At 67.8% G+C, this 22,664-nt stretch carries 23 protein-coding genes; 15 read left to right on the top strand and 8 right to left on the bottom strand.

Features of this window, described 5'->3' with window-relative positions:
* Positions 1-65: 65 nt before the first annotated feature.
* Positions 66-1,871, top strand: coding sequence for a translation elongation factor 4 (gene lepA / locus ACETPF_RS14230; RefSeq protein WP_373935202.1), 1,806 nt, complete (start codon positions 66-68; stop codon positions 1,869-1,871).
* Here lepA and rfbA read toward each other — a convergent pair.
* The 5 genes from rfbA to ACETPF_RS14205 form a co-directional block, all read right to left on the bottom strand.
* Positions 1,868-2,734 (bottom strand): glucose-1-phosphate thymidylyltransferase RfbA, encoded by an 867-nt coding sequence (gene rfbA / locus ACETPF_RS14225; RefSeq protein WP_373935200.1) that lies wholly within the window; start codon positions 2,732-2,734, stop codon positions 1,868-1,870. The two genes, lepA and rfbA, sit on opposite strands and share 4 nt — an antisense overlap.
* Positions 2,731-3,675 carry a dTDP-4-dehydrorhamnose reductase gene (rfbD, locus tag ACETPF_RS14220; protein ID WP_373935199.1) on the bottom strand — a complete coding sequence of 315 codons (945 nt, stop codon included), beginning with the start codon at positions 3,673-3,675 and terminating at the stop codon, positions 2,731-2,733. The genes rfbA and rfbD overlap by 4 nt, the downstream gene beginning before the upstream one ends.
* A complete protein-coding gene (rfbB, locus tag ACETPF_RS14215; protein WP_373935197.1) occupies positions 3,618-4,673 on the bottom strand; it encodes a dTDP-glucose 4,6-dehydratase in 1,056 nt (351 codons plus the stop codon). The genes rfbD and rfbB overlap by 58 nt, the downstream gene beginning before the upstream one ends.
* Positions 4,673-5,248 carry a dTDP-4-dehydrorhamnose 3,5-epimerase gene (gene rfbC, locus ACETPF_RS14210; protein WP_373935195.1) on the bottom strand — a complete coding sequence of 192 codons (576 nt, stop codon included), beginning with the start codon at positions 5,246-5,248 and terminating at the stop codon, positions 4,673-4,675. The genes rfbB and rfbC overlap by 1 nt, the downstream gene beginning before the upstream one ends.
* Positions 5,249-5,314: 66 nt before the next feature.
* On the bottom strand, positions 5,315-6,304 hold the full coding sequence (locus ACETPF_RS14205; protein WP_373935194.1) for a LacI family DNA-binding transcriptional regulator: 990 nt from the start codon (positions 6,302-6,304) through the stop codon (positions 5,315-5,317).
* 67 nt (positions 6,305-6,371) lie between these two features.
* Between ACETPF_RS14205 and ACETPF_RS14200 the strand changes: the two genes are divergently transcribed.
* The 12 genes from ACETPF_RS14200 to ACETPF_RS14145 all read left to right on the top strand — a co-directional run bounded on the left by ACETPF_RS14200 (position 6,372) and on the right by ACETPF_RS14145 (position 16,440).
* The gene (locus ACETPF_RS14200; RefSeq protein ID WP_373935192.1) at positions 6,372-6,584 is read left to right on the top strand and encodes a DUF4169 family protein; all 213 of its coding nucleotides are present in this window, start codon (positions 6,372-6,374) and stop codon (positions 6,582-6,584) included.
* 256 nt (positions 6,585-6,840) lie between these two features.
* Entirely contained in the window at positions 6,841-7,776 is a 936-nt protein-coding gene (locus tag ACETPF_RS14195; protein WP_373935190.1) for a hypothetical protein, read from the top strand.
* Positions 7,777-7,915: 139 nt separating this feature from the next.
* On the top strand, positions 7,916-9,133 hold the full coding sequence (locus tag ACETPF_RS14190) for an argininosuccinate synthase (RefSeq protein ID WP_373935291.1): 1,218 nt from the start codon (positions 7,916-7,918) through the stop codon (positions 9,131-9,133).
* A 209-nt stretch (positions 9,134-9,342) separates the two neighbouring features.
* Positions 9,343-9,936, top strand: coding sequence for an EF-hand domain-containing protein (locus tag ACETPF_RS14185; RefSeq protein WP_373935187.1), 594 nt, complete (start codon positions 9,343-9,345; stop codon positions 9,934-9,936).
* 134 nt (positions 9,937-10,070) lie between these two features.
* Positions 10,071-10,790 (top strand): response regulator, encoded by a 720-nt coding sequence (locus tag ACETPF_RS14180; protein WP_373935184.1) that lies wholly within the window; start codon positions 10,071-10,073, stop codon positions 10,788-10,790.
* Positions 10,787-12,166 carry an ATP-binding protein gene (locus tag ACETPF_RS14175; protein WP_373935182.1) on the top strand — a complete coding sequence of 460 codons (1,380 nt, stop codon included), beginning with the start codon at positions 10,787-10,789 and terminating at the stop codon, positions 12,164-12,166. The genes ACETPF_RS14180 and ACETPF_RS14175 overlap by 4 nt, the downstream gene beginning before the upstream one ends.
* 123 nt (positions 12,167-12,289) lie before the next feature.
* Positions 12,290-12,676: a fluoride efflux transporter CrcB gene (crcB, locus tag ACETPF_RS14170; RefSeq protein WP_373935180.1), complete on the top strand. Its 387-nt coding sequence runs from the start codon at positions 12,290-12,292 to the stop codon at positions 12,674-12,676.
* Entirely contained in the window at positions 12,673-13,959 is a 1,287-nt protein-coding gene (locus tag ACETPF_RS14165; RefSeq protein WP_373935178.1) for an RluA family pseudouridine synthase, read from the top strand. Before crcB ends, ACETPF_RS14165 begins: the two co-directional genes overlap by 4 nt.
* Positions 13,960-13,969: 10 nt before the next feature.
* Entirely contained in the window at positions 13,970-14,629 is a 660-nt protein-coding gene (locus ACETPF_RS14160; protein ID WP_373935176.1) for an HAD-IA family hydrolase, read from the top strand.
* A complete protein-coding gene (locus ACETPF_RS14155; protein WP_373935174.1) occupies positions 14,626-14,877 on the top strand; it encodes a hypothetical protein in 252 nt (83 codons plus the stop codon). The genes ACETPF_RS14160 and ACETPF_RS14155 overlap by 4 nt, the downstream gene beginning before the upstream one ends.
* A complete protein-coding gene (locus ACETPF_RS14150; protein ID WP_373935173.1) occupies positions 14,874-15,569 on the top strand; it encodes an ATP12 family chaperone protein in 696 nt (231 codons plus the stop codon). The genes ACETPF_RS14155 and ACETPF_RS14150 overlap by 4 nt, the downstream gene beginning before the upstream one ends.
* A gap of 100 nt (positions 15,570-15,669) precedes the next feature.
* The gene (locus tag ACETPF_RS14145) at positions 15,670-16,440 is read left to right on the top strand and encodes a hypothetical protein (RefSeq protein ID WP_373935172.1); all 771 of its coding nucleotides are present in this window, start codon (positions 15,670-15,672) and stop codon (positions 16,438-16,440) included.
* A gap of 62 nt (positions 16,441-16,502) precedes the next feature.
* On the opposite strand, the gene ACETPF_RS14140 is transcribed toward ACETPF_RS14145, so the two are convergent.
* From ACETPF_RS14140 to ACETPF_RS14130, 3 genes are read right to left on the bottom strand one after another with little or no spacing between them, the layout of a single operon-like run.
* Entirely contained in the window at positions 16,503-17,177 is a 675-nt protein-coding gene (locus ACETPF_RS14140; protein ID WP_373935171.1) for a murein L,D-transpeptidase catalytic domain family protein, read from the bottom strand.
* A gap of 52 nt (positions 17,178-17,229) precedes the next feature.
* Positions 17,230-17,541, bottom strand: a complete 312-nt coding sequence (locus tag ACETPF_RS14135) for a hypothetical protein (protein ID WP_373935169.1) — start codon at positions 17,539-17,541, stop codon at positions 17,230-17,232.
* Between the two features lie 4 nt (positions 17,542-17,545).
* Positions 17,546-18,994 carry a L,D-transpeptidase family protein gene (locus tag ACETPF_RS14130; RefSeq protein ID WP_373935167.1) on the bottom strand — a complete coding sequence of 483 codons (1,449 nt, stop codon included), beginning with the start codon at positions 18,992-18,994 and terminating at the stop codon, positions 17,546-17,548.
* 57 nt (positions 18,995-19,051) lie between these two features.
* On the opposite strand from ACETPF_RS14130, the gene ACETPF_RS14125 reads away from it, so the two are divergent.
* A complete protein-coding gene (locus tag ACETPF_RS14125; RefSeq protein WP_373935166.1) occupies positions 19,052-19,948 on the top strand; it encodes a histone deacetylase family protein in 897 nt (298 codons plus the stop codon).
* Between the two features lie 77 nt (positions 19,949-20,025).
* Entirely contained in the window at positions 20,026-22,662 is a 2,637-nt protein-coding gene (locus ACETPF_RS14120) for a DUF3857 domain-containing protein (protein WP_373935165.1), read from the top strand.
* Positions 22,663-22,664 lie beyond the last annotated feature (2 nt).

Below are 22,664 nucleotides of genomic sequence, written 5' to 3'. Positions count from 1 at the left end.
CATGCTTGCCGCCGCGCCGCACCGACCCTGCTGACAGGCGCTGCAACCCCTGCTATCGGGCGCCGATGACCGACCTCAGCCATATCCGCAATTTCTCGATCATCGCCCATATCGACCATGGCAAATCGACGCTGGCCGACCGTCTGATCCAGCGCACCGGCGGCCTCACCGACCGGGAAATGAGCGCGCAGGTGCTCGACAATATGGATATCGAGAAGGAGCGGGGCATCACCATCAAGGCGCAGACGGTGCGCCTCGACTATGTCGCCAGAAATGGCGAAACCTATGAACTCAACCTCATGGACACGCCCGGCCATGTCGACTTCGCCTATGAGGTGAGCCGCAGCCTTGCTGCCTGCGAAGGCGCGCTGCTGGTCGTGGACGCCGCGCAGGGCGTGGAGGCGCAGACTCTCGCCAACGTCTATCAGTCGATCGAGCATGACCATGAGATCGTGCCCGTCCTCAACAAGATCGACCTTCCCGCCGCCGAGCCGGAAAAGGTCCGGGCCGAGATCGAGGAGGTCATCGGCCTCGATGCGTCCGAAGCGGTGCTGGCCTCGGCCAAATCCGGCATCGGCATCGACGAGGTGCTCGAAGCCATCGTCGCCAAGATCCCTCCGCCCAAGGGCGATCGCGACGCCCCGCTGGAGGCGATGCTGGTCGACTCATGGTACGACCCCTATCTGGGCGTCGTCATTCTGGTCCGCGTCATCAACGGCGTCATCAAGAAGGGCCAGAACATCAAGTTCATGATCGGCGGCACCGAACATCTGATCGACCGCGTCGGCTGCATGCGCCCCAAGATCGAGGCGCTGCCGGAACTGGGGCCGGGCGAGATCGGCTTCATCACCGCGCAGATCAAGGACATCAGCCAGACCCGCGTCGGCGACACCATCACAACGGTCAAGAACCCGGCGAAAGCGCCGCTGCCCGGCTTCAAGGAAGTGCAGCCGGTGGTGTTCTGCGGCCTGTTCCCGGTCGACGCCAATGATTTCGAGAAGCTGCGCGACAGCATCTCGAAACTCCGCCTCAACGACGCCAGCTTCTCGTTCGAAATGGAGACCTCGGCCGCGCTCGGCTTCGGCTTCCGCTGCGGCTTCCTGGGGCTGCTGCACTTGGAGATCATCCAGGAGCGGCTGACGCGCGAATATGATCTCGACCTCATCACCACCGCGCCGTCGGTCGTCTATGACATGCACATGAAGGACGGGAGCGTGAAGCACCTTCACAACCCCGCCGACATGCCCGATCCCAACCATATCGAAATGATCGAGGAACCGTGGATCGAGGCGGTGATCTACTGCCCCGACGAATATCTCGGCTCCATCCTGAAACTCTGCCAGGACCGGCGCGGCATCCAGAAGAACCTGACCTATGTCGGCGGCCGCGCGCAGGTGACCTACGACCTGCCGCTCAATGAAGTCGTGTTCGACTTCTACGATCGGCTGAAGTCGATTTCGCGGGGCTATGCCAGCTTCGACTATCACCAGATCGGCAGCCAAGAGGGCGACCTCGTCAAGATGAGCATCCTCGTCAACAACGAGCCGGTCGATGCGCTGTCGATGATCGTCCACCGCAGCGCCGCCGAAGCGCGCGGCCGTCATATGTGCGAGCGGCTGAAGGACTTGATCCCGCGCCACCTGTTCAAGATTCCGATCCAGGCGGCGATCGGCGGCAAGGTGATCGCCCGCGAGACGATCGCGGCGATGCGCAAGGACGTCACGGCGAAATGCTATGGCGGCGACATCACGCGCAAGAAGAAGCTTCTGGAAAAGCAGAAAGAGGGCAAGAAGCGGATGCGCGAATATGGCAGCGTGCAGATCCCGCAGGAAGCCTTCATCGCCGCGCTTCGCATGGGCGACGAAAGCTAGGGGCTGAGCGCCGCCAAAATCGCCCGCCCATAGGCCGTCTTGGCGAACAGCTCGCCGCGCGCCCGCGCCGCGTCGCGCCCGATGAAGCCCTGCTGATAGGCGATTTCCTCCAGGCAGGCGATCTGGATGCCCTGACGGTGCTGGATCGTGCGGACGAACTCCGACGCCTCGATCAGGCTGTCATGCGTCCCCGTGTCGAGCCAGGCATAGCCGCGCCCCATCTGTTCGACATGCAGGTCACCCGCCGCCATGTAGAGCCGGTTGAGGTCGGTGATCTCCAGCTCGCCGCGCGGCGAGGGAACAAGCGTGCGGGCCAGGTCGACCGCGCGGGCGTCATAGAAATAGAGGCCGGTGACGGCTAGGTTGGACCGGGGATCGGCCGGCTTCTCCTCCAGCCCGACCGCGCGCCCGTCCGCCCCCAGCTCGACCACGCCGTAGCGCGTCGGATCATCGACGCGGTAGGCGAACACGGTCGCACCCTCCGTCCGCTCGACCGCCCGCCGCAGCAGCGCGGGCAGATGCGCGCCGAAAAAGATATTGTCACCCAGGATCAGCGCCACCGGCCCGCCGTCGATGAAGTCCGCCCCGATCAGCAAAGCCTGCGCCAGCCCGTCGGGCCGGGGCTGAAGCGCATAGCCGATGGAAAGGCCGATCGCCGCGCCATCGCCGAACAGCCGGCGATAGCTGTCCAGATAATCGGCGCTGGAGATGATGAGGATGTCGCGTATCCCCGCCAGCATCAGCACCGACAGCGGATAATAGATCATCGGCTTGTCATAGACCGGCAGCAGCTGCTTGTTCACCGCCAGCGTCGCGGGGTGCAGCCTTGTGCCGGCCCCGCCGGCCAGGATGATGCCCTTCATCGCGGGTCTCCGATCAGCGCGTCGAGCAACGCGGGCAACCCGTCGCGCCACGGTCGGGGCGTGATGCCGAAGGCGTGGGTCAGGCTTTGCGTGCACAATCGGCTGTTCGCCGGCCGTCGCGCCGGGGTGGGCCATTCGGCGGACCCGATCGGCTCCACCTCGGCACTCGGCCCGCCGCGCGCGCAGCTTTGCGCGAAGAGCGCGCGGGCAAGCTCCGCCCAGCTCGCCGCGCCGGCATTGACGAAATGATGGATGCCCCCCGGCGCTCCCGCATCGTCGGCCATTCGGATGGCGATGGCGGCGGCGGTCTCAGCCAGGTCGCCCGCCAGCGTGGGCGTGCCGATCTGATCGGCGACGACGCGCACGCGCTGCCTTTCTGCGGCAAGCCGCAGCATGGCGGTCGCGAAATTGCGGCCATAAGGCGATATCAGCCATGCGGTGCGCAGGACGACGTGACGCGCCCCGCTCGCCGCGACCGCGATCTCGCCGCCCAGCTTGGACGCGCCATAGATGTTGCGCGGGCCGGGCCGGTCGGCCGGCTCGTACGGTTCTGGCTGGCCGCCGTCGAACACATAGTCGGTCGAGATTTGCACGATCGGGATGTCCTTTGCCGCACACGCCGCGCCAAGCGCCGCCGGGGCGAGCGCATTGACCCGCCATGCGCTCACCGCATCCCGCTCGGCCCCGTCCACATCGGTATAGGCGGCCGCGTTGATGACCGCCGCATAGCCGCCCCCGCCGATCTGCGCGGCGACTGCCTCGGCGTCGGTTACATCCAGCCCGCCGCGCCCGGTCGCCTCCACTCGCCACCCCGGCGGCAGGGCCAGCGCACCAAGCGCCCGGCCGAGCTGCCCGTCGCCCCCGGTTGCGAGGATCGTCCGCATCACGCCGCCAGCCCCCGCCGCGCCGCCGCCGACCGATCGGCAAGCAGCGGCCCCCACCAGCCCTCATTCTCCAGATACCAGTCGACCGTCTTGGCAAGGCCGCTCTCGAACGTCTCGGCGGGGGCCCAGCCCATTTCCCGCCTGATGCGGCGCGCATCGATGGCGTAACGGGCGTCATGCCCCGGCCGATCCGCGACATGCGCGATCTGCGCGGCATAGCTGCGCCCACCCCCGAGCGGGCGCAGATCATCGAGCAAGGCGCAGACCGCGCGCACCACGTCGATATTGCGCCGCTCGGCCGACCCGCCGATCGTGTAGCTGCGTCCCGGCTCGCCGCGCTCGAACACGGCGCGCAGAGCGCGGGCATGATCCTCCACATACAGCCAGTCACGCACCTGATCCCCCGCGCCATAGACGGGCAGGCTCTCACCCCGCAGCGCGCGCACGATGATCAGTGGGATCAACTTTTCGGGAAAATGATAGGGGCCGTAATTGTTCGAACAGTTGGTGACCAGCACCGGCAGGCCGTAGCTATGCCCCCAGGCGCGGACGAGGTGATCCGCGGCCGCCTTCGACGCCGAATAGGGCGATCGCGGGTCGTAGGGCGTGTCCTCGTTGAACAGCCCCTCCGCGCCCAGCGATCCGAAGACCTCGTCGGTGGAGATATGGTGGAAGCGGAAGCGCGCCTTGCCTTCACCCCCGATTCCTGACCAGTAGGCGCGCGCCGCATTTAGCAGGACGAAAGTCCCCTCTATGTTGGTGCGGATAAAGGCATCCGGCCCGTCGATCGATCGATCGACATGGCTTTCTGCCGCCAGATGGGTGACGATATCGGGCCGGAAATCGGTCAGAACCGCCGCCACCGCCGCCCGGTCGCAGATGTCGCCCCGCACGAAGCGGTAGCGGGGGTGGTCCGCGACGCTCTCGACCGACCCGCGTGTCGCCGCATAGGTCAGCTTGTCGAAATTCAGCAGTTCATGCCCGCTGTCGGCGATCAGGTGGCGGATCAGCGCCGACCCGATGAACCCCGCGCCGCCGGTGACGAGGATGCGCATCAGTCCGCCTCCCTGTCGAACGCAAAGGGCGGCGCGATGTCGGCCAGCCGGGGCAAGGCGGCATCCCTGGCCGACAGCAGCGGTGTGATCCCCGGCGGCAATGGCCAGTCTATGCCGATCGCGGGATCGTCCCACAGCAGCCCGGCGTCTCTCGCCGGCGCATAGGGCGCCGATACCTTGTAGAAGACCTCGCAGTCCGGCTCCAGCGTCAGAAAGCCGTGGGCGAAACCGACAGGCACGAAGAAGGACGCGCCCTCCTCAGCGCTCAATTCCACCCCGGTCCAACGCCCGAAGCCCGGCGACCCCGCGCGCAAGTCCACCGCGACGTCGAATATCCGCCCGCGCAGGCAGCGCACCAGCTTCGCCTGCGCATGCGGTTGCCCTTGATAGTGCAGCCCGCGCAGGGTGAAAGCCGCGCGCGAGAGCGAATGATTGTCCTGCACGAAGGCGCAGCCGATGCCGATCCGCGCGAAGGCGTCGGCCGACCAGCTTTCGGAAAACCACCCGCGCGCGTCCCGGTGCCGCGTCGCGGGCACCAGCGTCGGGCTTGTGAGGCAAGAAAGGGCGCTGTCCATGCGCCTGAGGGATAAGGGTAAATTCCCTATCAAGGATGAGCGGACGCTCCATAACGGATCGGATTGTCAGGCCGGGCCGCTGCTGCCCCGCGCGATCAGGGTGAAGAGGAATTCGGGCGCATCGCCCGCGCCGCCCGCCAGCGCATCGACCACCGATCGCCCCATATCCTCCAGCGGTTGGCGCACCGTCGTGAGCGGCGGCCAGGAGGTGAGGCTGGCGCTCGTATCGTCGAACCCCACGACGGACAGATCCTCCGGCACGCGCAGCCCGACCCGGTGCGCGAGGGTGAGGACGCCGAGCGCCATCTCGTCATTGGTGGCGAAGATCGCGCTGGGGCGCTCGGGCAACGCCAGCAGCGTCTCGCCGGCCTCGATCCCCGACGCGAAATCGAACCGGCCCGGTATGCACAGCGCGTCGTCAATCTTCAGGCCGGCCGCCTCCAGCCCCTCGCGAAACCCTTCCACCCGGCGCGAAGCGGCGCGGTGGCCGGCTGGCGGCGTGATGACGCCGATGCGCCGGTGGCCAAGGCCGATCAAATGGTCCGCCACCATGCGCCCCCCCACGCGCTCGGGCGTGTGAATGGTGAAGCTCGGCGCGCTCAGCGACCCGGCGATCCGCGCGCAGGGCAACCCCATCTCGCCAAGCCGCGCCAGCAGCGCCGCGTCGTCGGCCAGCGGCGGCACCAGCAGTACCCCGTCGGGGCGCAGCGCCGCGGCCAGCCGGTCGAGCACCTCGAACCGCTCGTCGGCTTGCGGCGACAGCGGCTCCACCACCAGATGATATCCCAGATCCCGACACCGCCACGCCGCCCCCATCTGGATGCGGCTGACATAGCCGGGCGCTGGATTATTGTAGAGGAAGGCGAGCATGAACGACTTGCCCCCCGCCAGCCGCCGCGCCGACTGGTTCGGCCGGTATCCCAGGCGTTCGATCGCCGCCTGCACCCGGTCGCGCAGGTCCGCGCTGACATTGGGCGCCTTGTTGACCACGCGCGACACGGTCTTGATCGACACCTGCGCGAGCGCGGCGACATCGTGGATGCTGGGCGTGGCCATGGCGGCGACCATGGCGGCTAGCCACCCGGATTGGCAAGAGGCTGCTGCGCGGGCTAGAAACAGGAACATGAGCAACGTCATCAACCTGCGTATGGCGCGCAAGGCCAAGGCCCGCGCCGACAAGGCCCGCACCGCCGACGCCAACCGTGCGAAATACGGCCGGACCAAAGCGGACCGGCTGGCGCAACAGGCGGACGAGGCGCGCCGCGACGCACTGGTCGAAGGCGCGCGGATCGAGGCCGCCGAGATCATCAAAAGCCCACCACATGATGGAGGCTGACACCTTGCCACGATAAGGCAGGGAGTGGAGCTTTACTCTCTGAACTCAACCCGATGCTGCGCCAGCGCAAGTCTAGTCACTTTGCCCGCAAATCATATGGCGCGGCATCCAAGTTGCGTATTCCATAAATATGCCGTTCATATCCGAAGCTGAACGTCTATTCATATACTCGTCTTGCCTTTGTCGAAACTCGCCCTGTCGCGATTCCGAACGATCATTGGGGATGAAACACGCAGTCGGTCGTTGACCTTGCGCTATGACTGATACCATTCGCTCAACCCGCCCCGCCAGGGCCGCGATCGCCGCTGTTCTGGCCTTCAGTGCAACCCCGTTGCTCGCGCAGGAAATCGTCGCCCCGCCGCCGGTCATGCCGTCGGCGACCGCACCGATGGCCGCCACCCCGCCAGCGTCCGAAGCGCCGCTATTCACGCCGAGCCAGCCGGTGGTGCAGCAGACGCCTCCAGTCGACCAGCGCATCGTCGAGGCCAGCGCCGCCGTCGAGGCGGAACGCGCGGCCGAGCGTCCAGCGCCCCGGGCCGAACGTCCGGCTCAACGGGCCCAGCGCATAGCGCCCTCGACTCCGGCCGCCGATCGGCCCGCGCCCGTTGCCGCGCCTGAGCCTGCCATTGCTCCTGCCCCTGCCCCTGCCGCGCGCCAGCAGGCGACCGACGATGTCGCTCAGCCTGCGCCGGCCATCCGCCAGCCCGCTACGGCGGCGGAATCCGCGCGCACCGATGACGCGCTCTTGTGGGCGCTGGGCGGCGGCGCGCTGCTGCTCCTCGGTATCGGCGGCACTGCGCTGATGCGCCGTCGCCGTGGCGATGCGCGCGCGCATGATGTCCAAGAGGAGGCCCCTGTCGCCATGCCGCTCACGCCGCAGATCGCTACGCCACCGGCCGCCCCCGCCCCCGTGCGCCCGGTCCTTGCCCGCGCAAGCGCGGACGTGGATCTCGACGCTATGGTCGCCGCGCCGCCGAGCGCCGACAATCCCTTCACCACGCGGACGAAGCGCCTGCGCCGCGCCAAGTTCCTGCTGGCCCAGCGCGAAGCCGCCGCCATGCCGCACCCCGCGCCGCAGACGATCGACGCGGAGCCGGCCGATGTCCCCGCGCGTGAGGATCGCAGCCAGACCGTCTATCGCTTCGGTGGCGAGCCCGTCCGCCCCGGCACGCTGCGCCCCAGCCGCCGCTGATCGCCGGACCATCCCCATCGGGGAGTCGGGCCATCCGCCCGGCTCCCCTTTTGCTGTCCGGTTGCGCTTTGGCGGCGTGCCTGATACCGGCGCGCGCATCGTTACCGCGCCGTTCCATCAGAAAGAGTCGCCGCAGCCCATGTCCGAAGCCATCAACAAGATCGTCCTCGCCTTTTCCGGCGGTCTCGACACCAGCGTGATCCTGAAATGGCTGCAACAGACCTACGGGTGCGAGGTCGTGACCTTCACCGCCGACCTGGGCCAGGGCGAGGAACTGGAACCCGCACGCGCCAAGGCGCGCCTGATGGGCGTCAAGGAAGAGAATATCTTCATCGACGACCTGCGCGAGGAATTCGTGCGCGACTATGTGTTCCCGATGATGCGCTCCAACGCGCTCTATGAGGGGCTTTATCTGCTCGGCACCTCGATCGCCCGGCCGCTGATCGCCAAGCGCCAGATCGAGATCGCGCGGGCTGTCGGCGCGGACGCCGTCAGCCATGGCGCGACCGGCAAGGGCAACGACCAGGTCCGTTTCGAGCTTGGCTATTATGGCCTCGCCCCCGACATCAAGGTCATCGCCCCCTGGCGCGAATGGGATTTGACCAGCCGCACCAAGCTGATCGAGTTCGCCGAACAGCATCAGATCCCGATCCCCCGCGACAAGCGCGGCGAAGCGCCTTTCTCGACTGACGCGAACATGCTGCACACCTCCTCGGAAGGCAAAGTGCTCGAAGACCCGTGGGAGGAGACCCCGGACTTCGTCTATTCGCGCACCGTTAACCCGGAAGACGCGCCCGACGCGCCCGAATATATCACCATCGATTTCGAGCGTGGCGATGGCGTCGCGATTAACGGCGTCGGCATGTCGCCCGCAACCCTGCTCGAAACGCTCAACGACTATGGCCGCAAGCATGGCATTGGCCGGCTCGACCTCGTCGAAAACCGCTTCGTCGGCATGAAGTCGCGCGGCATGTACGAAACGCCGGGCGGCACCATCTATCACCTTGCCCATCGCGGCATCGAGCAGCTGACGCTGGATCGCGGCGCGGCGCACCTCAAGGACGAACTGGCGCCGCGCTATGCCGAACTGATCTACAATGGCTTCTGGTTCTCGCCGGAGCGCGAGATGCTCCAGGCCGCGATCGACCATAGCCAGGAAAAGGTCACCGGGACCGTTCGCCTCAAGCTCTACAAGGGCGGCGTCTATGTCGTCGGCCGCAAGTCGCCTTATTCGCTCTACAGCGAAAAGGTCGTGACCTTCGAGGACGACGCCGGCGCCTATGACCAGCGCGACGCGGCCGGCTTCATCAAGCTCAACGCCCTGCGTCTTCGGTTGCTGGGACGGCGCGACGCCTAAATGCTCCCCTCCCGCAGGCGGGAGGGGCAGCGAGACTTGATGAGCGAAGCGAATTTAGTCGCAGCGGGGTGGGCCAGCGCGACAGTCCTGATACAATTTGCGACACATCCCCGTCACCTGTGACAAAGTTGCGGGACATTCTCCCTTCATAAACGGTTTCAAGGACGGCGATCGCGCCGGCCCAAGCAAACCCGAATGAAGGACAAGCCATGCTTCGCAACTATTTCCTGACGGTCGCGGCCGGATCGCTGTTCGTCGGCGGCCTCGCCGCCACCCATCTCGCCTTCGCCCAGCCCGGCCCCGAAGGCGGCCCGCGCGGACGCGGCGGCATGATGGCCATGGCCGACGCAAACAAGGACGGCAAGATCAGCAAGGCCGAAGCGACCGCCGCCGCGCAGGCGCGCTTCGCCCGGATGGACGCGGACAAGGACGGCCAGCTGACGGCCAAGGACCGCGACCTCAAGCGCGACCAGCGACTCGACGAGCGCTTCGCCGCGCTCGACACCGACCGCAATGGTCAGATCAGCAAGGCCGAATTCACCGCAGGCCATGAGGCACGTGCCGATCGGCGCGGCGGTCCCGGCGGCAAGCGCTGGGGCGGACGTCGCCATGGCGGTCCCGGCCCGATGGCCGAGGCGCGCAAGGACGGCATCGTGACCCGCGCGGAGTTCCTTGCCGGCGCGACCGAGCGCTTCGACAAGGCCGACGCCAACAAGGACGGCTTCGTCACCGCCGACGAGATGAAGGCGGCGCGCGACGCGATGCGCGGTCAGTGGCGCGCACGCCAGGCGCCTCAAGGCTGACAGCATAGCCGGCGGCATCGCGGCGCGGGGGTTTTCCCCCCTGTCCCCCAGACTGCCCCCGCCGGCGGTGAAGGGCGAAGGTTCCCCCTTCCTTCGCCCTTCCAACCTCTCCTAAGCCATGACAGACAGGCATCATGAGCGATCGTCCCCACCTCCTCCTCGTCGATGACGAGCGGTCCATCCGCGAGCCGCTGGCCCAATATCTCTCGCGCAACGGCTTTCGCGTCACCTCCGTCGACAGCGCCGCCGAAGCGCGCGTCCGCCTGAATGCCAACGCCATCGACCTCGTGATCCTCGATATCATGATGCCCGGCGAGGACGGCCTTTCGCTCTGCCGCCATATCCGCGCGACCAGCGAAATCCCGGTCATCCTGCTGACCGCCAGGTCGGAGGAGACCGACCGCATCGTCGGGCTTGAAATGGGCGCGGACGATTATGTGCTGAAGCCCTTTTCCCCGCGCGAACTGGTCGCCCGGATCAAGGTGATCTTCCGCCGCGTCGCCACCGGCGGCCAGCGCGTCACCGCGCCCGACGGCGCGACCTATGCCTTTGCCGGCTGGCTGCTGAAGTCGCAGGAGCGCACCCTGGTCGATGCCGAGGGCGTGTCGCTGCCACTCTCGACCGCCGAATATAATCTGATGCTCGCTTTCGCCACGCGGCCCAACCAGGTGCTGAGCCGCGACCAGCTGCTCGACATCACCCAGGGGCGGGAAGCGAACGCCTTCGACCGCGCGATCGACAACCAGATCAGCCGGCTGCGGAAAAAGATCGAGCCGGACCCGAAGAATCCCACCCTCATCAAGACCGTCTGGGGCGGCGGCTACACTTTGTCGGCCGAGGTCCGCAAACTGTGAAAAAGCTGCGTCTCTGGCCGCAGAGCCTGGTCGGCCAGATCATCCTGCTGGTCGCGATCGGCCTGTTCGTGGCGCAGGCGATCAATTTCGGGCTGCTGCTGCGAGAGCGCAGCCGGCTGGCGCTGACCGGCCAGACCGCGCCCGCCGTCTATCGCATCATCAATGCGCTCGATGCCCGCACCGAACGCTGGCAGGGGCAGGACGATGACCGGCAGCGCGGTCGGAACCGGCGCGACTGGCGGGCCGTCCGCTTCGCCGAGGGGCGCCCCGCGCTTCCCGGCAATCCGCGTCCCGACATCGAACGGCGCGCGGCCGACATGTTCTCCGACATCGGCGTCTCGGTCCGGTCGCTGGCGGCGGCGGAAGAGGCGCGGCCCGTGCCCATGCGCCGGTGGGACCGGATACGCGCGCGCGCCAATGGCGAACCCCCTGACAATCGCCCCGCCACGCGCCTCACGCTCGCGGTCGAATATGAACCCGGCCGCTGGGTGGTCGCGCAGGCACGCGGCGGCGACCGCTCGCCCCGCTTCCTTCCCTGGCTGATCGGCCAGACGCTGATCCTCTACATCATCGTCCTCGCCCCGCTCGTGTGGATCGGCCGGCGGATGGCGCGCCCGATGCGCCAGCTCACCGGCTCGGCCCAGCAATTCGCCCGCACCGGCGCGGCGGACCCGGTGGACGAACGCGGGCCGGGCGACGTGCGCGATCTCACCATGGCGTTCAACGCCATGCGCGCGCGCATCATCGCCATGCTGGACGAAAAGGACAGGATGCTGGGCGCGATCGGCCATGACCTGCGTACGCCGCTGGCATCGTTACGGGTACGTACCGAATCGGTGGAGGATGAGGGCGAGCGCGCGCGCATGTCGCAGACGATCGACGAGATGAACCGGATGCTGGAGGATATCCTCTCGCTCGCCCGCGCCGGCCGCAGCACCGAAAGCGCGCAGAAGGTCGATCTCGCCTCCCTGGCCGACGCGGTGGTGGAGGATTTCATCGAACTCGGATCGCCCGTCGATCTCGCCGACAGCGACCGCGCCGTCGCCTTCGTGCGCCCGCAGCAGATTCGCCGGGCGCTCCGCAATCTCATCGAAAACGCCATCGTCTATGGCGATGGCGCCCATGTATCGGTCACCCGCGAAGACGGCACGATCCGCATCGCCGTCGCCGACGACGGCCCCGGCATCGCAGAGGACCGCATGGCCGAAATGCTCGAACCCTTCACCCGCCTCGAAGGATCGCGCAACCGCGAGACCGGCGGCGCGGGCCTCGGCCTCGCCCTCGTCCGCGCCATCATGGCGGAGCATCAGGGCGAGCTGCGCCTCGCCAACCGGCCGCAGGGCGGGCTGGAGGCAAGCCTGGTGCTGCCGGCTTGAAGGCAGCACCCTCCTTTGTGGCCGTGCTGCCGGCTTGAAGGCAGCACCCTCCTTTGTGGCCGCGCTGCCGGCTTGACGGCAGCGCCCTTTCCCCTTGGCCGCTTTCGCTATAGGGGGAGCGCCATGACCAATATGTTTCTCGTGATGGGCGGCGGCGCGGTGGGCGCGGCGCTGCGCTATCAGCTCGGGCGCTTCGCCGGCCATATCGTGCCCGGCGCGACCTGGCCCTGGGGCACCTTCGCCGCCAACCTGATCGGCGGTTTCGCCATGGGCCTGCTCGCGGGCTGGCTGGCGCGTGGCGGGCAGGGTGCGGGCGAGCCCGTTCGCCTGCTGCTCGGCGTCGGCCTGCTCGGCGGCTTCACCACCTTCTCCGCGTTCAGCCTGGAAACCATGCTGATGATCGAGCGCGGGCAGGGGATGCTGGCGCTCGGCTATGCGCTCGCCTCGGTGGCCGGCGCGGTCGCGGCGCTGGCACTTGGCCTTACGCTGATGCGGAGCGTCGCGGCATGAAGGGCCGTCCTCCCGCCAAGGGCGTTGGCCCGCGCAAGCCCGCCACCGGCCGCAAGCCCGCAGGCCCGCGCAAGGACGCCAAGCCCGCCTTCAAGCCCCGCGCCCCCGCTGCCGCCAAATCCGCTGCGAAGCCGGCTCCGGTCAAGCCCGCGCCGGCCAAGGCAAACCCCCAAACAGGTGTCTCACTCGCTGTTCGCCAGTTCCGCGTCGGCGCGGACGATGACGGTATCCGCCTCGACCGCTGGTTCCATCGGCATTTGCCCGACGTGGGCTTCAACCTTGTTTCGCGCTGGTCGCGCACCGGCCAGCTTCGCGTCGATGGCGCCCGCGCCGCGCCGGGCGACCGCGTCGTCGAAGGCCAGACGATCCGCGTCCCGCCCGCCGACCAGAAGCCCGAAGCGCCTGACAAGCCCAAGCGAGTCCGCGTCATCGACCTCACCCCTGACGAGATCGCCTACGCGCAGGAGATGGTGATCCACCGCGACGCACAGGCCATCGTCATCAACAAGCCGCCGGGTCTCGCGACCCAGGGCGGCACCAAGACCGACAGCCACGTCGACAAGCTGCTCGACGGCCTGCTGTTCGACCTCGAAACCCGGCCCAAGCTGGTCCACCGGCTCGACAAGGACACGTCGGGCGCGCTGCTGCTCGCCCGCACCGCCCGCTCTGCCGCCCATTTCGCCAAGGCCTTCTCCAGCCGCACCGCGCGCAAGGTATATTGGGCGCTGGTGATGGGCGTGCCCAGCATCGAGGACGGCATGATCGAACTGCCGATCGCCAAGCAGCCCGGCACCGGCGGCGAGAAGATGCATGTCGATGAGGCGGAGGGGCTGCCCGCCCGATCGCGCTACCGCGTGATCGAACGCGCCGGCAATCGCGCCGCCTGGGTCGAGCTGCAACCCTATACCGGCCGCACGCACCAGCTGCGGGTCCATATGGCCGCGATCGGCCACCCGATCGTGGGCGACGGCAAATATGGCGGCAAGGAATCCTTCTTGAGCGGCACGATCAGCCGCAAGATGCACCTCCACGCCCGCCGCATCCGCGTCGATCATCCCGATGGCGGCCGCGTCGATGTCACGGCGCAGCTTCCCTCGCACTTCGCCAACAGCCTCGCCGACCTCGGCTTCGACCTTGCGCTCGGCGACCTGCCGCTCGACGACGAGATCGACCGTAGCCCCACCCGAGAGGATGAGAAGAAGGCGGCGCGTGCCCACGCCAAGCAGATCCGCAAGGGGCGCAAGGGCGAGCGCCGCGCGCGCGGGAGCACGCGCAAGGCATGACCAATCGCCCATGACTAATCGCCTTGTGGTGTTCGATTGCGACGGCACGCTGGTCGACAGCCAGCACAGCATCTGCGCCGCCATGACCCGCGCATTCGAGGAAGCGAAGCTGACCCCGCCCGATCGGCCCGCGATCCTCTCGGTCGTCGGCCTGTCGCTGCCCCACGCCATGGCGCGGTTGCTTCCCGAGGCTGCAAGCGATTTCCACGATCACCTGGCGGAACGCTACAAGCTCGCCTTCCAGACGCTGCGCCGCGCGGAGGGGGTGCAGGAGCCGCTCTATCCCGGCATCGCCGACCTGATCGTCGCACTGGACGAAGCCGGCTGGCTGCTGGGCGTCGCCACCGGCAAGTCCGATCGCGGCCTTCGCCTTTGCCTCACCCACCATGGCGTCCACGACCGTTTCGTCACGCTCCAGACCGCCGATCGCCATCCGTCCAAGCCGCACCCTTCCATGCTGCTGACCGCCATGGCGCAAGCCGGGGCCGAGCCCGAGACCACGGTGATGATCGGCGACACCAGCTTCGACATCGATATGGCGCGCGCGGCCGGGGTGCGTGCGATCGGCGTCGGCTGGGGCTATCACCCGCCCGCCGAGCTCATCGCCGCCGGCGCACGCGCCGTCGCCATGGACAGCGCGGAGCTGCGCGCCCATATCGACGCCGCATGACCGACCCTCATCCGCCCATCGACCCCGACAAGGTCGCGCGCCAGCGCCACTTCGCCATCTCGCTCTTCCGCCTGTCGGGCGCCTTCCTCGTGATGTTCGGCTTCCTCGCCATCGCCCAGCGCTTTTCCTGGGTGCAGGGGGGCAAGGCCAAGGCGTTCGGCACGATCATGGTGCTCGCCGGCCTGTTCCAGTTCGTCCTCGTGCCCCGCCTGCTCCTGGCGCTGTTCCGCAAGGGGCCGCCGCAATGAAGCGCTTCTACACCGATGTGGCGGTCGTTCCGATTGAAGGCGGCTGGACTATTCAGCTCGACGGCCGCCCGGTCCGCACCCCGGCGCGCGCGCCGCTGGCGCTTCCGACTCCGGCGCTGGCCGATGCCGTGGCGGCGGAATGGCACGGCCAGGACGAGAATGTCGATCCCGCCACCATGCCCATGACTGGCCTTGCCAACGCCGCCATCGATCATGTCGCGCCCAAGCCGGCCGATTTCGCCGCCGGCGTCGCCCGCTATGCCCAGTCCGACCTGCTCTGCTACCGCGCCGACGGCCCCGAAGCGCTGGTCGCGCGGCAGGCCGCGGCCTGGGAGCCGCTGCTCGACTGGGCGCGGGCGCGCTACGACGTCGCCTTCGCCGTGACGCAGGGGATCATTCCCGTGCCGCAGCCCGCTGAGACCCTCGCGCGGCTCGGCGCGGCGGTGGGGGCGCTCAATCCCTTTCGCCTCACCGGCCTGTCGACACTGGTGACGCTCAGCGGCTCGCTGGTCTGCGGGCTGGCGGTGGGGGAGGGCGGGCATGATCCCGCCGCCGTCTGGCTGGCGGCCGAAATCGACGAGGCGTGGCAGGTCGAGCAATGGGGCGAGGACGCCGAAGCCGCCGCCCGCAGCGCCCGTCGCGCGGTGGACTTCGCGACCGCCGCCGGTTTCATCGCCCTGTCGCGCGCCTGACACGGCGGAACCGGGAGGCTTCTTCGTTCATTCTCCCGCCAGCAGAGACGGGCTAGGTCCGCCTGCGGCCCCATTCATCGACGTAAGGAGACCCGGACCCATGGCCTCGACGGTCGCGAAATCCACCCTGGCCGCCCTGCTGGCGCTTGCTGCCCCGGCCTTTGCCCAGCAGACGCCCGAGGCGCCCCCTCCTGAAGTCGCCGCGCCGGAAGAATCGCCCGCGCCCGAAGCCGCGCCGGTCGAACCGCGCGAGTTGACGCCGAAGGAAATCGCCGCTTTCAACCAGGCGGTGAGCGACTTCACCGCTGGCCAGACCGCGCAGCAGGCCGGCGACAATCAGGGTGCGGTCGCTAAATATGACGCGGCGCTCCCCGCGATCCGCGTCGCGGTAGAGGCGGACCCGACCAAGATCGACAATGTCAATTTCCTCGCCAACGCCCTCTATGCCGATGCCGCCGCCTATATGGCGCTGGGCCAGATGGACAAGGTGGCGCCGCTTTACACGGAATCGCTGCCCCACTGGCGCAAGCTGTTGGAGGAGAAGCCCGAGGACGCGACCAGCCGCAACATCCTCGCCGGAATATTGATCCAGCTCGGCAATCAGAAACTCGCCGCCCTGGATAACGCGGCCGCCGACCCCTATTATCAGGAAGCACTGGCGCTGGGCCGCAAGGCGGTCGAAACCCAGCCCGACGACAAGATCGCCAAGAACATCCTCCTGTCAGCCCTGATCGGCGCGAGCCAGACCTCGATGGAGGAAGGGCTGCGCGACGAAACCCTCAATCTTGGCAAGGCGATGATGGCGGACGGCACGATCGACGCCGCCAACCGCCCGTCGATCGAGATACTCACCGGCGCCAGCGCGGGGTAGGTTGTATTCGTCACTCCGTCACCCCAGCGCAAGGCCGGAGTGACGGCGGCTGATAAGCCCCCTCAACCCCGCCCGATCTTGTCGGCATAGAGCATCCGCCCCGGCCCCATCATGCCCAGCACCTGCGGCACGATGTGCGGGGCGACCGCGAAGCAGCCTTCGCTCCGCCCGCACTTGCCCCAGGCGGCGACATGGTCCTCGCTCACATAGTCCGCGCCATGGATCACGATCGCGCGCGCCTCGGCGTTGCTGTTCGCCGGGTCGAGGCCATGCAGCCGCATCGACCGGCCATGCTGGCCGAAATACATCTCGCCGGTCTTGAACGCGCCCTGGCTGCTGGCGAGCGAATTGGGTTCGTTGGAAAAGCTGTGTAGCCAGCCCGAATGCGCCGGGTCCGATCCGCGCCCGTGCGACACCAGATAGCTGCTGGTCTGCCCGCCGATCAGGTCGACGATGTGCATCCGCATATCCTTTGACGGCGAATCGAAATCCACGATCGCCACCCGGTCACGCAACTCGAAGTGATGGGCATGGACATCGAGCGCCGCGCGGGCGCGCTCCAGCAGCGCCGCATAGGGTTTCTGCGCCACCGCGCGCGGCGTTGCCGGGACGGTCGGAACCGGAACCGGCGTCGCGGGTTCAGCAGGCACCGGCAATGCGGCCCTGCCCATGCTGTCGGAAAGAAACGAAAAGGCGAGTCCGCTTAAAGCGAACTTCGTGAAATTGCGGCGATCCATGACCGCAATATAGCAAAGCCGCCGCCCCGGTTGAAGTCCGGAGCGGACCTCTTCACTTGTTTGCCGTGCTCGATTCGTCCGCGGGCTGGCTCTGCTCGCCGCCTTCGGGCAGGCGGGACGTCATGCCGGTCGCTTCGGCGTCGTCCAGTATCTGCTGCTGTTCTGACACGGATGGCGGCGGCGCGGCCGGAGTCGCCACGGCGTTGTTCTGCGGTTCGGGCAGCGGCGCGTCGGGCTCTTCCACCACGACATTCTCGACCGGCGGCTCGACCAGATTGTTGGTCGCCTCCGGCTCTTCGGGCTTCTTCCCGCAGGCCGCGAGGATCAACGTGCCGGCGAGCGCGGCGAGGGCGATTTTACGCATGGGATCAATCCTTCAGGGCGATGGCGGGGGAGGGGGCGGCGGTGGGATCGACTCGGCTGCTCGACGCCTCGATCTTGGACGCCAGCAGCTTGTCCCACCCATAGGGATCGCTGCGGAAGCTGACCACGCCGTCATTGTTGGCGAAGGCGGTCCAGTAGAGCAGATAGACCGCGACCTGGTTGGGCAGCGACACGCGCTGCGTCTTGCCCTCGTCGATCATCGCCTGGATCTGGCCGTTGAGGCTGGGATCGGGCGCGACCATCAGTTCGGCGAGCGCCACCGGCTTTTCCAGCCGGATACAGCCATGGCTGGCGAGCCGATCGTAGCTCGCAAATTTCCCGCGCGAAGGCGTGTCGTGCAGATAGACGGCAAAGGGGTTGTTGAAGTCGAACTTCAGCCGCCCCAGCGCGCTGTTCGGCCCCGCCGGCTGGACGATCCGCTCGCCGCCTTCGGGCGTCTTGATGATCTTGTACCCCTGCCGCGCTAGCGCGGCGCGGCCCTTGGGGAACAGCTCGCGCTTGGCGATCGACATGGGGACGTTCCACGGCGGATTCACCACGATCGAATGGATGCTGGACGTCAGCATCGGCGTCTGATTGTCCGGGCTGCCGGTCACGGCCCGCATCGAGGTGACGGGCTGGTCGCCCTCGAACACGGTCAGCACGGCGGCGGCGATGTTCACCTGCACGCGGTTGACCGGCAGGCTGCGCGGCATCCAGCGCCACCGCTCCATATTAGCCATGATCGCGGCGATCCGATCATTGACGCCGACATTCAGCGCCTCCAGCGTGCGCGCGCCAAGCTGCCCCGTGGGTTCAAGGCCATAGCGGCGCTGCGCCCGCTGGATCACCTGCGCCAGCGGCTCGTCGCGCGTGACGCTGGGGTCTTCCAGCGCGATCCGCGCGCGCACAACATCGGCCGGGGAGGCGGCGGTCAGCGTCGGCCAGCCGCCCTTGTCGCGGATCGCTTCATATTTGGCGAGACCCCGGCGCAGTGTCTCATAACCCGACCAGGGCGGGGTCAGCCCCTTGGCCCATTGCGCCAGCGTGTCGTTGCTGACCGCCTGGGCGAGGCCGGGGCGCGGATCGAACGGGGCAGGGCGCAGCGCCCAGACTTGCAGGAAGTCGGCGGTATCCACCCGCCCGGTCGACAGCGCCTTGGCGCGATCGAGCAGCGCGCTCACCAGCGTCTCGCCCTTCAGCGGCCCGGCCGCCTTCTGCCGCGCCATCAGCCCCTGTGCCGCGCCCGACTTCAGCCACTCGTTCGCCCATGCCTCCTGCGCCGGCGACAGCGCGGGGATCGGCACCGGCGGGGGCGGCGCGGGCAAAGGCTGCACCGTAGGCGGGTTGAGCGTGGGCGCGACGGCAGGAGGCTGGGTCTGCGCGAAACTGGCGGTGGCGCCGAGCGCGACGAGCGCCAGCAGCGGGAAACGGATCATATCGGGACGGTTCATGCTGGACCAGATAGCGCAAAGTCCCCTAGGTTGGAATCGGCATAGCGGGAAAAGATGATGCTGCACCTCGTTCACCATCCCGCCTATGTCTCCCCTGCAACACCCGGCAACCCGTTTCGTTTCGACAAATATGGGCTGGTGATGCTGGCGCTGGAGGAAATCGGCGCGACCTATGTGCGCCACACGCCGGAGCCCATGCCCCGCGCCTGGATCGATGCGGTGCACGACCCCGACTATGTCGATCAGGTCGTGACCCTTGCCGTCCCGCCGGAAAAGGAACGCCGCATCGGCTTTCCCGTCACCGATCGGGTCATGCGCCGGTCGCTGCTGTCGCCCGGCGGCACATGGTTGGCGGCGAAGCTGGCGATGATCCACGGCTATGCCGCCAATGCCGCCGGGGGCAGCCATCATGCGCTGGCCGATACGGGCGCGGGCTATTGCGTGTTCAACGATCTTGCCATCGCCGCCAACCGGCTGATCGCGGAACGGGACGCCGCACGCATCCTGATCCTCGACCTCGACGTGCATCAGGGCGATGGCACCGCCTCGCTGCTCGCGGGCCGCAGCGACATCTTCACCCTCTCGATCCACGCGGAAAAGAATTTCCCGGTGCGAAAGGCGCCCTCGACGCTCGACATCGGCCTGCCCGACGGGACGGGAGACGATGCCTATCTCGCGATTCTGGCCGAAACGCTTCCCCCTGTGCTCGCCGACTTCGCGCCCGACCTCATCCTCTATCAGGCCGGGGTCGATCCCCATGGCGACGATCGGCTCGGCCGCCTCGCCCTCACCGATGCTGGCCTCGATGTCCGCGACCGTTATGTCATGCGGCAGGCGCGCGGGCGCGGCGTCCCTGTCGCCAGCACCATGGGCGGCGGCTATGGCGCGGACCGGATGGCAATCGCCCACCGCCACGCCGCCTGCATGGTCCGCATGGCGCAGGAGATCGCCTAACCTCTTGCAATGATAGGCACGGCGCGGAAAGATGCGACGGCAGGCGCATGGGGACGCGCCGCCTTGTTGGGGGTATCATGAAATGTCTCGCCACCTTGCTCGCCGCGACCAGCATGATCGCGAGCGCCGCCCATGCCGGCGACAAGCCCGTCATCGGCCCGGCACCCGCCTGGGTCGCCCCGTCGCCCGCGATTCCGCAGGCCGACACGGCAAACGAAGCCCCCGTCGAATGGCTGCTGTCAGACCAGCAGGTCAAGCTGGAGACCGGCCGGCAAATCTTCTATTCCAACGTCGCGATGCGGATCGGCACGCCGCAGGGGCTGGCGGCCGGCAATATCAGCTTCCCCTGGCGCCCCGACACGGACGAGATCAGCGTCCATAAGCTGCTCATCCACCGCGGCGACCAGGTGATCGACATACTTGCCTCCGGCCAGACTTTCACCGTCATGCGCCGCGAGCAGAATCTGGAGAACGCGACCCTCGACGGCGTGCTGACCGCCAATATCCAGCCCGAAGGATTGCAGGTCGGCGACGTGCTGGAATTCGCCATGTCGGTCGCCTCGTCCGACCCGACGCTCAAGGGGCATGTGGAACAGATTTCGGCGGCATGGAACGGCATTCCGATCGGCCGCGCGCGTCTGAAGATGCAGTGGCCCGCCAGCCTGCCCGCGCGGCTGCGCGCAAGCCCCGCGATGCCGGGGGTGAAGGCGGTGCGGAAGGGCGACATGATGACGGTCGACTATGCGCTCGACCGGATCGAGCCGATCATCCCGCCCAAGGGCGCGCCTGCCCGATATGGCATGGGCCGCTATGTCGAGGTGACGGACTTCGCCTCCTGGGCCGATCTCGCCGCCTTGCTAGCTCCGCTCTACGCCAAGGCGTCCGTCCTGCCCGCGACCGGCCCGCTCAAGGCCGAAGTGGACCGCATCACCGCCCTTTCGCCCGATCCCAAAGTGCGCGCGCAGGCGGCGCTGACGCTGGTGCAGGACCGGGTGCGCTATGTCGCGCTCGCCATGGGGGTGGGCGGCCTGACGCTGGCGGACGCGGAAACCACTTGGAGCCGCCGCTATGGCGATTGCAAGGCCAAGACCGCGCTGCTGCTGGGGCTGCTGCGCGAACTCGGCATCGCCGCCGATGCGGTCGCGGTAAACGCCCTGTCCGGCGACGGGATCGACCAGCGGTTGCCGATGGCGGGGCTGTTCAACCATGTGCTGGTGCGCGCGACCATCGGTGGCAAGACTTACTGGCTCGACGGCACCCGCACCGGCGACACCAGCCTCGATCGGGTGCAAACGCCCTATTATAGCTGGGGCCTGCCGCTGCTCGTCAAGGGTGCCGCGCTCGTGCCGATCGTCCCCCCGCCGATGACGACGCCCAATGAAAGCATCTCGATCACTATCGACGCCACCGCCGGCCTCGCTGTGCCCGCGCCCTTCAAGGTCGAAACCGTGCTGCGTGGCGACGCGGCGCTTTCAACCCGCAACAGCATGGCCGCCCTCACCGGCGCGACCCGCGACCAGGCGCTCCGCCGCTACTGGAAGGGACAGCATGATGCCGTCGAGCCGTCGAAGATGGGCGCGAGCTTCGACGCCGCGTCCGGCGAATATCGCCTGACGATGGAGGGGCTGGCCAAGATGGACTGGGACGATGGCTGGTACGAGACCGACGGGATGCGGCTCGGCTACAAGGCGGACTTCAAGCGCGAGGACGGGCAGGACAAGGCCGCGCCCTATGCTGTCGGCTACCCCTATTACAGCGTCGCGAGCGAAAAGATCCTGCTCCCCCCCGGCTTCACTGGAAAGGCGGGGGCGGACAATGCCGATGTCGAGGAGACTGTCGCCGGCATCGAATATAAGCGCCGCGCGACCCTTACCGGCAACGTCTTCCTGATCGAGAAAAGCGAACGCAGCGTGGCCCCGGAATTTTCAGCGGACCAGGCGACTGCGGCGGAAGCCGCGCTACGGCGGCTGGCGGACCGGATCGTCTATCTCCGCAAGCCGCCGGGCTATCGCCAGTCGGGCAAGGAACTGGCGGCGCTCGACGCGGAAAAGCCCGCCACCGCCGCCGACTATGTGCGCCGCGCGCAACGCCGCCCGGCCGACGACCATGCAGGCCGCGCCGCCGACCTTGCCGAAGCCGTCCGCCTCGACCCCAACGAGGTGAAGCTGTGGATCGCCAAGGCCGACGCGGAACGGATGGGCGGCGCTGCGGCCGATTCGCTCAAAACTTATGATGCGGGACTTGCCAAATTTCCCGGCAATGTCCGCCTGCTCGCCGGTCGCGGCCTCGCCAACGAGCGTCTCGGCAATGCGGATGCGGCCAGATCCGACTTCGACGCGGCCCGATCCGGGACCGACGACGCGGAATTGCTGAACGCCATGTGCTGGGAAAAGGCCATTGCCGGCCGGGCGCTCGATTCGGCCCTGCTGGACTGCGATGCCGCGCTCAAGCGTGCTGCCGGCGACACAGCGCTGCTCGACAGCCGGGGGCTTGTGCTCCTGCGCCTCGGCCGGCCCGACGAGGCAATCGCCGCCTATGACAAGGTGCTTGCCAGCGAGGGCAAATATCCCACATCCCTCTATGGCCGCGCGCTTGCCTGGGCGAAGAAGGGCGACAAGGCGAAAGCGCAGGCGGACAAGAGCGCCGCGCTGAACCTCGACCCCAATGTCGAAAAGGAATTTTCGGGCTACGGCCTGCCCTGGCCGGCGACCTGACC

The organism is Sphingobium agrisoli, from assembly GCF_041877245.1.
In the GTDB taxonomy this organism is placed as follows: Bacteria; Pseudomonadota; Alphaproteobacteria; order Sphingomonadales; family Sphingomonadaceae; genus Sphingobium.
The sequence above is the reverse complement of the archived record's forward strand: the minus strand, read 5'-3'. Positions and strand labels throughout refer to the sequence as shown.